The following is a 12,953-nucleotide window of genomic DNA, read 5'->3' as shown; positions in this document are numbered from 1 at the left end:
TCCCCCCCGCCGCGGCCGTTTCCGGCAGTGGGACGGTCGGGCCGGGCATCGGGTTCCCCTGCCGGGCGGGACGCCCCCCATCCCCCGGTGATGACCGACGGCTCGCCGATGACAGCCGACCCATTGCCGCAAGGCCCGTGACGGAGTATGGCCGGGAAGGTGACATCGAGACTGGTACGGCCCCAATGCCTCGGCTAGCTTGCTGAACGTCTCATAGAACGGGGGAGAGGGACATGGAGGATATCCGGTCGAGACCGCCCGACTCAGGTGGTGCCGCAGGCTTCGTCGCGGCGTTACGGACGCTGAAGACCACCACGGGGCTGACGTATCGACAACTGGAACAGAAGGCGTCCGCCGAGGGGCGGTTCGTCGGCCGCAGCACCCTGGCCAACGCGCTCACGCGGGACAAGATCCCGAGCGAGGCGGTCGTCGTCGCCGTGGTGAAGGGGTGCGGCGGCGGGGACGAGGCCCTGGCCGAGTGGCTGCGGGTCCGGCACCGGCTCGCCGCCGGCCCGGCCGAGGGGAGCGGCTGCCCGCTCCGCGGCCTCGGGGGCCCGCGCGCCGACGCCGCCGGTGCCGGTCCGGTCCGCGGCTGCGGCCCGGTCCAGGCGGAGGGGCAGGCTCCGCCGAGTGGGGACACGACGGCCCGGGAGATGGGGGAAGCGGATGCCCAGGCGCCGGTCGCGTGGCGGGGGTTCGGCCCGGAGCCGCCGGGCGGCGCCCGCGGAAGGCTCCGCGCCCGGCTGCTGGCCTGGTGGCGGCGGAACTCCCGGTTCGCCCTGAGCGTGCCGCTGAGCGCGCTCGCCGTGGTCGTCGCCGTTCTGTGGGCCGACCGCTCGACCGCTGCCAGGACCATCGCGCCGCCGCCACCGGCACCCACGCTCGGACAGGAGTCGCTGTTCGAGGGCGAATACCAGCTGAGCTGGGAGAACGACGAGTGCCGGGCCGAGCGTCCGGCACCGAAGTCCTCGGCGGGCGCGTCCTTCTACGCGAACGTGTGCAGCAATGTGAGCGCCTCGGTGTCGCTGCGGTACATGGACGACGGCACCTACCGGATCGTCTTCCCGGCCGAGGACGGAAAGCCCGAACGCTGTCTCGGCATACGGAACGACGACATCCGTGCCGGCGCGGAGGTCTCCATCGAGCGCTGTGACGACCGTCTGCTGCGGCTGGCGGAGCGGTTCCACATCGAATCCGTCCACGACCGCAGCCACACCTACCGGCTCCGGGCCGCCCATGTCCGCCGGGACGTCCGCTACGGCGACCCGGACCTGTGCCTCGGGACCACGGGTACGGGGGAGTTCTGGCCCCGGATGCACCAGACGGAGTGCTCGGACCAGCGCCGGACCGTCTACCGGCTCCAGCGCATTCCCCTGGCGGGCGACAGCTGAGAGGTGCCGGGCCGGGCCCCCGGTCGCCTCCCGGGGCCCGGCCCGGTCCGCCCACCCCCGCCCGCCCCCGCGCGGGCCGCCTGTCGCGCGGTCGGCGGTGATGAGGCGCCGGCCCGCCCGTGTCCGGCGCCGGGTGGGCCCGGCGGCGCGGACCGCCGGGGAGCCGATGCCCTCTTGTCCCCGGGTGTCCGGTGTTCCACGATGGCAAGCGGTTCTTGACCCGTTCATGGCAACAAATCGGGTGAGTCGCCCTGAACCACGCACGTTTCCTGCACTTTCTCCGGCGGGTACCCCGCCGCAAGCAAGAGGAGACCACGTGGCACCACGGACCAGAGGGATCACAGGGGCCGGAGTGAGCAGACCGTTGCGCACGACCTGCGCGGCACTGCTCTCGCTCGTCCTCTTACCGCTCGGCGCGGGCACGGCGCTGGCGGCGCCCGCCCCCGACACCGCCCCGACGCCCACGGTGGCCGAGCGGAAGATCGAACCCCGGCTCCAGGCACAGCTCGACGACGGGAAGGCCGCCTTCTGGGTCTACCTCGACAGCGCGGCCGACCTCACCCGGGCCGCCCGTGCCTCCTCCAAGGCGGCGAAGGGGAAGGCGGTCTACGAGGCCCAGCGCGCCCACGCCCGCAGCTCCCAGGCCGGGCTGCTGAAGGCGCTGGACGACGCCCGCGCCGAGTACACCTCGTACTGGATCGTCAACGCCGTCCGCGTCGTCGGCACGGCCAAGCTGGCCGCCGCCGTCGCCGAGCGCTCCGAGGTCTCCCGGATCGACGCCGGGGACACGGTCGCCATCCCCAAGCCCTTCAAGGGCGAGCGCGAGAACACCGTCCAGGCCGTCGAGTGGAACGTCGACCGCGTCAAGGCCCCGCAGGTGTGGGACCAGTTCGGCGTCCGGGGCGAGGGCATCGTCGTCGCCAACATCGACACCGGCGTCGACTACCTGCACCCGGCCGTGGACGAGCAGTACCGGGGCCGCTCGGCCGACGGCAGCTACAGCCACGCCTACAACTGGTTCGACCCGGCCGGCGTCTGCTCCGGCACCGCCCCCTGCGACAACAACGACCACGGCACCCACACCATGGGCACGATGGTCGGCGACGACGGCGGAGCCAACAAGATCGGTGTCGCCCCCGGCGCCCGGTGGATCGCCGCCAAGGGCTGCGAGTCCAACTCCTGCTCGCAGGAGTCCCTGCTCGCCTCCGGCCAGTGGATCCTCGCCCCCACCGACGCCGCCGGCCAGAACCCGCGCCCGGACCTCGCCCCCGACATCGTCAACAACTCCTGGGGCAGCACCGTCCACAACCCCTGGTACAAGGGCATCGTCAACAGCTGGCGCGCCGCCGGGATCTTCCCGGCCTTCTCCAACGGCAACGCCGGCCCCGCCTGCAACACCAGCGGCTCCCCGGGCGACTACGTCGCCTCGTACAGCTCCGGGGCGTTCGACATCAACAACGCCATCGCCTCCTTCTCCTCCCGGGGCGCCGGTGACGAGGGCGGCATCAAGCCCAACATCGCCGCCCCCGGCGCCAACGTCCGCTCCGCCATCCGCAACGGCGGCTACGGCTCCTTCTCCGGCACCTCGATGGCCTCCCCGCACACCGCCGCCGCGGTCGCGCTGATCTGGGCCGCCTCGCCGGCCCTCCAGGGGGACGTCGTCCAGACCGAGGCCCTGCTCGACCAGAGCGCCACCGACGTGAACGCCACCACCTGCGGCGGCACCCCCGCCGACAACAACGTCTTCGGCGAGGGCCGGCTCGACGCGCTCGCCGCCGTCCAGGCCGCCCCGCGCGGACCCGTGGGCGCGCTCGCCGGCACGGTCACCACCGCCGGCACCCCCGTCGCCGGTGCGAAGGTCGTCGCCGACGGACCCACCGCCCGCACCACGACCACCAACGCCGAGGGCCGCTACAGCTTCCCGGCCCTGACCGCCGGCAGCTATGCCGTCGCCGCCTCCAAGTTCGGCTACACCACCGCCTCCGCCACCGGGGTACCGGTCGCCGAGGGCGCCACCCGGACCGAGGACTTCAGCCTCACCGCGAGCGCGTCGGCCACCGTCAGCGGCACCGTGCTGGCCGGGTCCCGGCCCGTCGCCCAGGCCGCCGTCACCGTCGCCGACACCCCCGTCACCGCGACCACCGACGCCGAGGGCCGCTTCGAGGTGACCCTCCCGCTGGGCGACTACACCCTCCGCGCCTCCTCCACCCACCGCTGCCTCACCACCGGCAGTGCCCAGGTCTCCGTCACCGGCCCCGTCACCGCCACGGTGACCCTGCCCGAGCGGACCGACACCTTCGGCTACGCCTGCTCCGCGAGCACCACACCGGGCTACACCGCGGGCACCCGGCAGCTGGCGCTCACCGGCGACTCCGTCACCGAGTCCGTCCGGCTGCCGTTCTCCGTACCGCTGTACGGGAGGAGCTACGCCACCGCCCACGTGGGCACCAACGGCACCGTGAGCTTCGGCGGCGCGCACACCAGCGACACCAATGTGCAGATCCCCAGCACCGGCACCCCGAACGCCGCCCTCTACCCCTTCTGGGACGACCTGATCGTCGGCGGTGAGGGCTCCGGCGTCCACACCGGCGTCACCGGCACCGCCCCGCACCGCTCCTTCGTCATCGAGTGGCGCCACGTCGCCCACTGGGCGGCCCAGAACGAGCGCTTCTCGTTCTCGATCCTGATCGGCGAGGACGGCCGGATCTCCTACCACTACAAGGACACCACCGGCACCGGGCTGCGGGCCGGCTCCGGCGCGACCGTCGGCGTGGAGAACGCGACCGGCACCGACGCCTTCTCCTACTCCTTCAACAGCGCCGCCCTCAGCGACGGGCTCTCCCTCGCCTTCCGCACCACCCGCCACGGCGTGGTCCAGGGCCAGGTGCTCGACGCCAACGACCGCAAGGGCGTCGAGGGCGCCGAGATCACCGTGGGCACCGGCACGGCGGCGGCCAGTGCCGTCACCGCCGCCGACGGGTCCTACACCCTCCAGGCGCCGTCGGGCCGGCAGACCGTCTCCGTGGCCGCCCCCGCCTACCAGAGGGCGGAGTCCGCCGTCGACATCGGCGCGGACACCGTGGTGGCCCTCACCGAGGCGCTGAAGACCGGCAAGGTCGCCGCCTCCCGCACCGCCGTCGACATCGTCGCCCCCGGCGACCAGCGGCGCACCCGCGTCCTGGAACTGTCCAACGCCGGCGCGGCCACGGCCTACACCGTCACCGAGGACGCCCCCTGGCTGACCGTCGGGCCCCTCACGGGCGAGCTGACGACCGGCCAGAAGCAGCCCCTGACCCTCTCCGCCGACACCGCCGGGCTCACCCCCGGCACCGTGCTCACCACCGATCTGCGCATCGCGTCCCAGAGCGGCCGCGCCCCGGTGGTGACCGTCCCCGTGAAGGTCGTCGTGCCGCGCTACCAGGCCGCCCTGGACACCGGCGCGAGCGCGACCACGGTCGACACCCTCGGTGACACCTGGTCCCCGGACCGCCGCTACACGGCGGGCTCCCACGGCTACCAGGGCACCACCACCACCAAGTCCACCGGCCGGGCCATCACCGGCACCGACGACGCGGGGCTCTACCGCACCGCCCGCCAGGGGATGTACGAGTACCGCTTCGACAACGTCCCGAACGGCGTCTACACCGTGGAGCTGGGCTTCGCCGAGGTCGGCCAGGCCCGGCCCAACAGCCGGGTCTTCGACGTCCTCGCCGAGGGCACCGAGGTCCTGCCGTCGCTCGACATCGCCCTGGAGGCCGGCTCGTACGCGGCCGTCCAGCGCACCTACACCGTCGCGGTGACGGACGGGACGCTCAACGTCCGCTTCGTCGCCCATACCGGCTACGGCAAGCCCCTGGTGAACGCGCTCCGGGTGACCGAGCGCCCCGACAAGGGCTGATCGCGCCCGGCCCGTACCGGCCCCGGCCGGTACGGGCCCGGCACCGCACACCACGGCCCGTACCGCTTCCACGGCGGTACGGGCCGCTGCCGTCCCCCGCCCGGGAGCTGCCCGTACGCCCCGGCCGGCCGGCCCGCCGGGGTACCGTCGAAGGCCGTACGGAGAGGGAGAGGTGAGGGCCGTGGACCACGGCGCGCGGGTGCGGCGGGCGGACGAGGGCGACCGGGAGACGGTGGTCCGGCTGCTGGACGCGGCCTTCGCGCACGACCCGGTCAGCCACTGGGTCTTCCCGGATCCACAGCGCCGCCGCACCCGGCACCCGCTGCTGGTCGGGGCCTTCACGGACATCGTCCTCGCCGACGGCCACGTCGACCTCAGGGCCGACGGCACCGCCGCGGCGCTCTGGCTGCCGATGCCCGACCGCCCGGAGACCACCACCGCCGACGGCGGCGACCGTGAGGACGAGGTGGACGGGCCGGCCCTGCTGCGCGCGGCGGTCGACCCGGACAACGAACGCGTCGAACTGATCGGCCGGCTGACGGAGGGGATCCATCCGCCCCGGGCCCACACCTATCTCTGGATGATCGGGGTGGACCCGGCGCACCAGGGCCGGGGGCGGGGCGCCGCGCTGATGCGGCCCGTACTGGACCGCTGCGACCGCGACGGCCTCCCGGCCTATCTGGAGGCGAGCAGTCCGCGTTCCCGCGAGCTGTACCGGAGGCTCGGCTTCACCGTCCGGGAACCGGTGCTGCGACTGCCGTACGGCGGGCCGGTGATGTGGCCGATGTGGCGCGACCCCGTATCCCCCTGAACGGAACCGCCCGGACCGCCCGCCGTACGCACGGTACGCGCCCGAGCGGGCGGAACTCCTGGTGGCCGAGTGGCGCCCGGCACGGCCGTACCCTGCTCAGGCGTCAGAACCCGCCAGCATCCGCCCAGGCCGGGCCCCTGCGCCCCCATGACCCGCCCCACCAGTGGGGATGCCCGACCCAGGAGAACGCCGACGGCCGCCCGAGCCGCTCCAGGCCGCTCCCGGCCCGGCGGAGCGGAGAATTCCGCCCCTGATTCGCCCGTTCCGATGGCCGGAACGCTTCTGTACGGGCTTTGCCGCAGGGCCGGAACATCAGTGCGAGGCCCGAGCGTACGCCGCCGACACTCCTGACGGGCGGAGGCACAGACCGCCACCGCCCCGAACCGGAGACACACCGGCCCACCCCACCCTGGAGGGCAACCGTGGTTTCCCCGTCCACCCGTACCCCGCTGTCCCTCTCCCCGGTCCGGCCGGGCGCGGCGGGCGCCACGCCCACCGGCCGGACCCTGATGATCCACCCGCCCTACGTCCACGACAACTACCTCGCCGGGACGGGCCCCTTCAGCCCCGACCGGCTCCCCTTCCTGCCGGTCGCCCCCCTCTACGCCGCCGAACTCCTCGAACGCCACGGCATCGCCGCCCCCGTCCTCTTCGACTGCCAGCTCCACGACCTGCGGCAGGCGGACGACCTGGAGACCTACGACTCCTTCGGCATCGCCGTCATGGGCGCCCAGAACATCACCCCCGCCGCCCACGTCCACCGCTACCTCACCGTCGACCGGCAACTGCCCGCCGACCGGGTGCACGTCGGCGGCCAAGGCGTCGAAAAACTCTCCCGCGAGGAGTTCGCCCGCATCTTCCCCGGCGCGCACAAGAGCGAACGGCACCCCCTCGCCACCCTCCCCGACGCCATGGACATCGACCTCCGCGGCCAGATCGACAAGATCGCCGAGGAGGACCTGAGGATCTACCTCGCCCACGAGATGACCCTGCCGTTCAGCCAGGGATGCATCTTCGGATGCAGCTTCTGCGGCGCCCAGACCCGTAAACGCGAATCCTTCTTCAACGTCCGCGCCCACCTCGCCACCACCTGCGAACTCGCCGAGCGGTTCGGCGTCAGCGACCTCAACCTCTACTGCACCTCACTGGACTTCTTCCAGCAGGCCCTGCCCGGCGGCGACCTCGACCTCCTCACCGGCCAGCTGGAGACCGTCATCGAACTGAAGGAGAGCCACCCCGGCCTCACCATCGGGCTGCACGCGCTCACCCGCGCCGACTCCTACAACGCGGCCATGCGCTCCGACACCGTCCGCGACCTGGTCCTGCGGGCCGGCTTCGACCGCTTCGGCTTCGGCGCCGACGGAGCCGCGTCCGTCGCCGTCCTGCGCGCCATGCGCAAACACGCCGACACCCTGCGCTCCGACCTCATCACCGCGTTCCAGCACATGGAGGAGAACGGACTCGTCCCCGAGATCCTCTACGTCTTCGGCGTCCCCGAGGACACCCGCGAGACCCTGGCCGAGACCCGCGACCTGTGCGGGCTGCTCCTGGAGACCTTCCCCTCCTCGGAGTACCGGGGCTTCCCCGCCAAGAACGAGATCCCCGGCAACGCCAACTGGAACCGGGCCGGCTGGAAGGGCTCCGAGGCCCACCACCGGCTGCTCGACCAGCCCGACCACTTCCTCAACCTCGGCTTCGAGGCGCTCGCCAACGACATCTCCCACCCCGACCCCGAGACCCGGCTGCTCGTCAACCACTACGCCGTCGACATGAGCAGGCACGCCCACGAACTCGGCCGGGTCCGCAGCTACCTCACCGTCCCCGTCGCCGAACCCGACGTACCGATCATGGACGACGCCACCCTGGGCACCTTTCGCGACATCATCACCCACTACGCGCCGGACCTCGCCCCCGACCTGACCACCGACAACCTCTCGGAACGCCGCGCCGCCCTCAACGCCTCCATACCGAAAGACTATTAGATGAGGCTCGGTTCGCCTCCGGGGCGCTGGTGCGCGTGTCGACGGTCGATCGTGCTCGACCGCTCGTTCCTCACGGCCTCCGCGCGTTCTCCCTTTCGACACCCGCGGCGCCCCTTCGGCTCACTCGCACGGAGCGCGAGGAGAGAGGTCCTGTTCAGCCGAGGCGGAACGGGGGAGCGGCCGGGGACGGGCCCAGCGTGGTCGTCCCCGGGGCCGCGCGGTGGCCCAGCCCCGTGCGGTAGACGTCCAGCGCGGCCTCCACCCGGCCGCCCCGGCGCAGCAGATCCCCCAGCAGCCGGCACAGATCCGCGAGATCCCCGCTCGCCCCGCTGCGCTCCAGCAGCCCGAGCGCCCGTACGTAGTGCTCCTCCGCCGTCTCCGGCTCGCCCCGCTCCTCCGCGATCAGCCCCAGCAGCCGGTGCGCGCCGCCCGCGTGCACCGCGCCGTGCCGGTCGTCCAGCTCCAGCAGCGCCGACAGCAGCCCCGCCGCCTCCTCGTGCTCGCCCAGCCGGCGCAGCACGTCCGCCAGCTCCACCTCCACCTGCGCCGTGTAGAGGGTGGCCCGCTTCGCGGCCAGCATCTCCCGCGCGGTGCGCAGCTCGCGCTCGGCGGAGGCGAGTTCGCCGTTCTGCGCGTGGACGTAGCCGCGCATCCAGTGGCAGTGCGCGAGATCCGTGTGCAGCCGCAGCTGGCGGTAGATCGTCTGGGCGTGGGCGAGGGAGGTGTCGGCGTCCTCGGTGCGTCCCTCGGCGAGGAAGGTCCGGGCCACCTGCCGGTGCATTCCGGCCACCAGGGCCGGATCCCTGACCTGCGGTGCCAGCGCCAGCGCCAGTTCGGCGGCGTGCGCGGCGCGGGCGTGCGCCCCCATGTCGATGTACGGGCCGATGACCGCCGTGTAGAGCAGGACCAGGGCCTCCGGGTCGCCCAGCCCGTTCGTTGCCAGCTCGTCGATGGCGGTCTCCAGCAGATAGCAGGCGTACCGCAGCTCCCCGGCGAGCAGATGGGCGATCGCCCGGCCCCGGAGCGCGCGGGCCCGCCGGGGCAGCGGCTCGCCGGCGAGCAGCCGCTCGGCGCTCTCGAAGTGCCGGCCCGCGTCGTCCAGCTCGCCCGTCTCCAGCGCGCAGTCGCCGAGCCCGAGCAGCGCCTCGGCCTGTTCGGGGACGAGCCCCAGATGCTCCGCGTCGGTGAGCAGCCGGCGGAAGAGGACGGCCGCGTCGTCGGCGGCCCCGGTGGCCAGTTCCCGCTGGGCGTCGGTGAGTCCGAGCCGCAGTTCGGTGGCGAGATGGGCGGGACGCCCGGTGGCCAGTTCCTCGTACGAGGTGCCCAGCCGGCCCGCGAGGAAGCGCAGGGCCGTCTCGGAGGGCCTGACCTTGCCCGACTCCAGTGTGGAGATGTACGCGGGGGTGTACGACGGCTCCGCCAGCTGGCGCTGGGTCATGCCGCGCTGGGCGCGCAGCCGCTGTACACGTCGCCCGATCTCGGCCGGTTCGTCCATGAAAACCCCCCTGGTGACTGACAGTCCACCCTATTCGGAGAGAAGGGGCCATTGCGCATCCCCCGGAGATCCCCCTAGCTTAAACAAGCCATTCATCATATTTATTAAGTCACTTAACTCGTTTTCTGGGGAGGACCCATGCGCCCAGCGCTGCGCAGAGCCATGACGGCTGCCGGTGTGGCCACCGCCGTCACCGCCGTACTCGCCACCGCCCCCGGCAGCGCGGCCGCCGGACCCGCTCCCGTGCCCGCCGTCCCGGCCCTGGTCGAGGTCGAGATACCCGGGCCGGAGCACGGCACCGTCGCCGGCTCCGGGCACATCGAGGTGCCGCAGCGCGGGAAGAGCCGCACCGCCCCCCGGCTCTCCGCCGCCGAGAAGTCCAAGGACGGCGCCGTCACCAGGATCGTCGGCGACGGCTCCACCGCCGACCGGGTCGACATCGTCGTCGTGGGCGACGGCTACACCGCCGACCAGCTCGCCGACTTCCACGCCGACGCCCGGGAGAAGTGGGCGGAGCTGACCGCCGTCGAGCCGTACACCACCTACCGGGAGCTGTTCAACGTCTGGACGGTCGACGCCGTCTCGAACCAGACCGGCGTCTCCGGCGACCCCGACAAGGGCACCGTCCGCGACACCGCCCTCGGCTCGTACTTCTGGTGCGGCGACATCGAGCGGCTGCTCTGCGTCGACGAGAAGAAGGTCGACGGCTACGTCGCCAAGGCCCCCGAGGCCGATCTCGTCCTCGTGCTCGCCAACAGCGCCAAGTACGGCGGCGCCGGCTACAACCAGCCCAGCGCCACCCTCGGCTACGAGGGCATCGCCACCGCGTCCGCGAACAACGAGAAGTCCGGACAGGTCGCCATCCACGAGACCGGCCACTCCCTGGGCAAGCTCGCCGACGAGTACTTCTACCCCGGCTACCCCGGCTACGAGCGGTACACCGGCGCCGAGCCCGCCGACTCCAACATCTCCACGCTGAGCGCCGCCGACATCGGCCGGCAGCGCGTCAAGTGGCACCGGTGGCTGGGCGAGACCTCCCCCGACGGCGGCACCATCGGCGCCTTCGAGGGCGGCGGCTACTTCGTCGCCGGGCTGAACCGCCCCACCGACAACTCGCTGATGCGCTCCAACGGCAAGCCCTTCAACCTGCCCGGCGTCGAAGCGATGATCGCCGGCTTCTACCGGCACGCCAAGCCCGTCACCGCGCTCACCCCCACCGACCGCACCCTGCGGCTGCGCTCCACCGCGAAGGTGGCCGTGCCCAGGCTCACCGGCGCCGACGGACGCCAGCTGCGGGTCCGCTGGCACCTCGACGGCAAGGAGCTGAAGCACCTCGCGGGCCGTACCGAGGTCCCCGTCACGAAGCTCACCAAGCGGCTGCTCGACCTCCGCTCCCACACCCTCACCGTGACCGTCGACGACCGCACCCGCGCGGTGCGCGACCCGAAGATCGCGGCCACCCTGAAGTCCACGGTGAGCTGGAAGGTCCGCCTCTGACCCGTCCCGCCCGGCCATAGACAAGGCCGTGCGCCCGACCGCCCGGACACCGCCGTGGGGTCCGGGCGGACGCACATCCGGGGAATGGACCCCCGCCGTGGTGCCCCCCGCCGCCACGGGGCAGACTCCGGGGGGCCGCGCACGGCGCGGAGGGGACACGAGGACGGTCCGGGGGGACCGGGGGAGGAGCACGCCGTGGACGACGAACCCGTACTGCGGACCCGTATCGGCGGCCGGACCGTGGATCTGCCGGGCACGCTGGACGGCATCCGGGCCGCGCTGCCGGAGGGGCAGCGCGAGGCGTTCGACCGGGCGGTCGGCTCGGCGCCGCTGCTCGACGTGCCGCTGATCGCCGCGCGCTGGGGCCTGCCCCAGGAGGCGCGGGACGAGGACGACGCCCTCGCCGACCAGTTGCGCACCGGCGACTTCACCGGCTTCGGCGATCTGGACGACGAGCCCGGCGACGGGCCCGGCGACGACCAGGACGGCGGCGCGGACGGTGGCGCGGACAGCGGCGCGGGCCACGGCCAGGCCGGGAGCGGGAGGTGACCGGCTACCGGGTGCAGTACTCCACGGAGGCGCGCGCCTGTCTGGACGCCCTCTCAGGCCCCGCGCGGGCCCGCTTCGACACGGGGGTCGGCGCCCTCGCCGCCGACCCCTACGGCGCGGGTTCGGTGGCGATCCGGGAGCGGGACTACCGACAGGCCCTCGTCGGCGGCTGTGTGACGGTGTACTACGTCTCCGCCGGCGTCCGCGTCGTCTCGGTGACCCGCGCCCAGGGACCCCCCTGACCCCGGCCCGGACCCGCGGACCGGCGGAAGGGGCGCCCGGGACTCAGACCGGCCGGGCCTCGATCAGATGCATCCCCGGCGCTTCGAGCGCGACCGTCCCGGTGTGCCGGTAGCCCGCCGCCTCGAACAGCCGGGCGTACTGGGCCTCCGTGCGCTCCCGCCCGCCGGCGACGAACAGCATCAGCAGATCGAGACGGTCCGCCGGCACCGGCTCCGGCGCGGGTCGTTCGGGCAGCACCGCCTCGACCACCAGGAGTCGTCCGCGCTCGCCGCCGCGCTGGGCCGTGCGGCACTGCCGCAGGATCGCCAGGGCCCGTTCGTCGTCCCAGTCGTGCAGGATCCAGGAGAGCAGATAGGTGTCCGCGGCGGGGACGGCACGGAAGAAGTCCCCCGCGACGACGTCCACCCGCTCGCCGACGCCCGCCGCGTCCAGGGCCTCCCGCGCGGCTCCGGTCACCTGCGGCCGGTCGAGGACGATGCCCCGGGCCCCCGGCCGGCGGGTGAGGATCTCGGCGACCAGGGTCCCGAGCCCACCGCCGATGTCCGCGATCAGACCGGCGTCCGTGAAGTCGTGGACGGCGGCGACCGCACGGGCGGTGCGGTGGGTGAGGCCGGCCATCGCCGCGTTGAAGACGGCACTGTCCTCGGGGTGGTGGGCGAGATGGTCGAAGAAGGAGGTCCCGAACCGGCTTTCGAAGGACGGCCGTCCGGTTCGCAGCGTGACGAGCGGATCGTCCAGCGACCGGTAGACCAGCCGGTACATCAGCCGGAACCACGGCCGCAGGCTGTCCGGACGGTCCGACTCCAGCAGGGCGCTCCACTCGGTACGGGCGTACGCGCCCGACTCGTCCCGCTCCAGGAAGCCCGTGGCGACCAGGGGCCGCAGCATCCGTTCCAGCGCGTCGGGCACGCTGCCGGTGGCGGCGGCGAGATCACCGAGCGGCACCGGCCCCGCGGCGAGGTGGTCGGCGATCCCGATCTCGGCGGCCGCCTGGAGGGCCCGGTCGGCGAGGAACCCCCAGGACCGGGCGACGAGTGCATCGGCCGGGGCGACGGCGGGAGTGGTCATGCGCGGGGGCTCCTCTGGG

9 protein-coding genes are annotated in these 12,953 nt (G+C 73.3%); 7 read left to right on the top strand and 2 right to left on the bottom strand.

Annotated features, from left to right (window positions below; genetic code table 11):
* Positions 1-233: 233 nt before the first annotated feature.
* The 4 genes from SYYSPA8_RS21665 (at position 234) to SYYSPA8_RS21650 (ending at position 8,082) form a co-directional block, all read left to right on the top strand.
* Positions 234-1,391 (top strand): XRE family transcriptional regulator, encoded by a 1,158-nt coding sequence (locus tag SYYSPA8_RS21665; RefSeq protein WP_323448918.1) that lies wholly within the window; start codon positions 234-236, stop codon positions 1,389-1,391.
* Between the two features lie 352 nt (positions 1,392-1,743).
* On the top strand, positions 1,744-5,289 hold the full coding sequence (locus tag SYYSPA8_RS21660; RefSeq protein WP_323448917.1) for a S8 family serine peptidase: 3,546 nt from the start codon (positions 1,744-1,746) through the stop codon (positions 5,287-5,289).
* A gap of 181 nt (positions 5,290-5,470) precedes the next feature.
* On the top strand, positions 5,471-6,100 hold the full coding sequence (locus SYYSPA8_RS21655) for a GNAT family N-acetyltransferase (RefSeq protein ID WP_323448916.1): 630 nt from the start codon (positions 5,471-5,473) through the stop codon (positions 6,098-6,100).
* 422 nt (positions 6,101-6,522) lie between these two features.
* On the top strand, positions 6,523-8,082 hold the full coding sequence (locus SYYSPA8_RS21650; protein WP_323448915.1) for a hypothetical protein: 1,560 nt from the start codon (positions 6,523-6,525) through the stop codon (positions 8,080-8,082).
* Positions 8,083-8,236: 154 nt separating this feature from the next.
* Here the strand turns inward: SYYSPA8_RS21650 and SYYSPA8_RS21645 are convergent, their stop codons facing one another.
* On the bottom strand, positions 8,237-9,577 hold the full coding sequence (locus tag SYYSPA8_RS21645) for a helix-turn-helix domain-containing protein (RefSeq protein ID WP_323448914.1): 1,341 nt from the start codon (positions 9,575-9,577) through the stop codon (positions 8,237-8,239).
* Between the two features lie 138 nt (positions 9,578-9,715).
* On the opposite strand from SYYSPA8_RS21645, the gene SYYSPA8_RS21640 reads away from it, so the two are divergent.
* The 3 genes from SYYSPA8_RS21640 (at position 9,716) to SYYSPA8_RS21630 (ending at position 11,865) form a co-directional block, all read left to right on the top strand.
* Positions 9,716-11,074, top strand: coding sequence for a M64 family metallopeptidase (locus SYYSPA8_RS21640; protein ID WP_323448913.1), 1,359 nt, complete (start codon positions 9,716-9,718; stop codon positions 11,072-11,074).
* 195 nt (positions 11,075-11,269) lie between these two features.
* Entirely contained in the window at positions 11,270-11,623 is a 354-nt protein-coding gene (locus tag SYYSPA8_RS21635) for a hypothetical protein (RefSeq protein ID WP_323448912.1), read from the top strand.
* Positions 11,620-11,865 (top strand): type II toxin-antitoxin system RelE family toxin, encoded by a 246-nt coding sequence (locus SYYSPA8_RS21630; protein ID WP_323448911.1) that lies wholly within the window; start codon positions 11,620-11,622, stop codon positions 11,863-11,865. The genes SYYSPA8_RS21635 and SYYSPA8_RS21630 overlap by 4 nt, the downstream gene beginning before the upstream one ends.
* A 43-nt stretch (positions 11,866-11,908) precedes the next feature.
* Here SYYSPA8_RS21630 and SYYSPA8_RS21625 read toward each other — a convergent pair whose 3' ends face one another.
* Positions 11,909-12,934 carry a methyltransferase gene (locus SYYSPA8_RS21625; protein ID WP_323448910.1) on the bottom strand — a complete coding sequence of 342 codons (1,026 nt, stop codon included), beginning with the start codon at positions 12,932-12,934 and terminating at the stop codon, positions 11,909-11,911.
* Positions 12,935-12,953 lie beyond the last annotated feature (19 nt).

This window comes from Streptomyces yaizuensis (assembly GCF_034961445.1).
Taxonomy (GTDB): Bacteria; Actinomycetota; Actinomycetes; order Streptomycetales; family Streptomycetaceae; genus Streptomyces; species Streptomyces yaizuensis.
This window is presented reverse-complemented; position numbering and strand designations above follow the sequence as displayed.

What these genes read in the sequence shown, in the direction of transcription:
- SYYSPA8_RS21665 (WP_323448918.1), top strand. Translation starts at nt 234, where the DNA reads ATGGAGGATATCCGGTCGAGACCGCCCGACTCAGGTGGTGCCGCAGGC.
- SYYSPA8_RS21625 (WP_323448910.1), bottom strand. Translation starts at nt 12,934, where the DNA reads ATGACCACTCCCGCCGTCGCCCCGGCCGATGCACTCGTCGCCCGGTCC.
- SYYSPA8_RS21645 (WP_323448914.1), bottom strand. Translation starts at nt 9,577, where the DNA reads ATGGACGAACCGGCCGAGATCGGGCGACGTGTACAGCGGCTGCGCGCC.
- SYYSPA8_RS21640 (WP_323448913.1), top strand. Translation starts at nt 9,716, where the DNA reads ATGCGCCCAGCGCTGCGCAGAGCCATGACGGCTGCCGGTGTGGCCACC.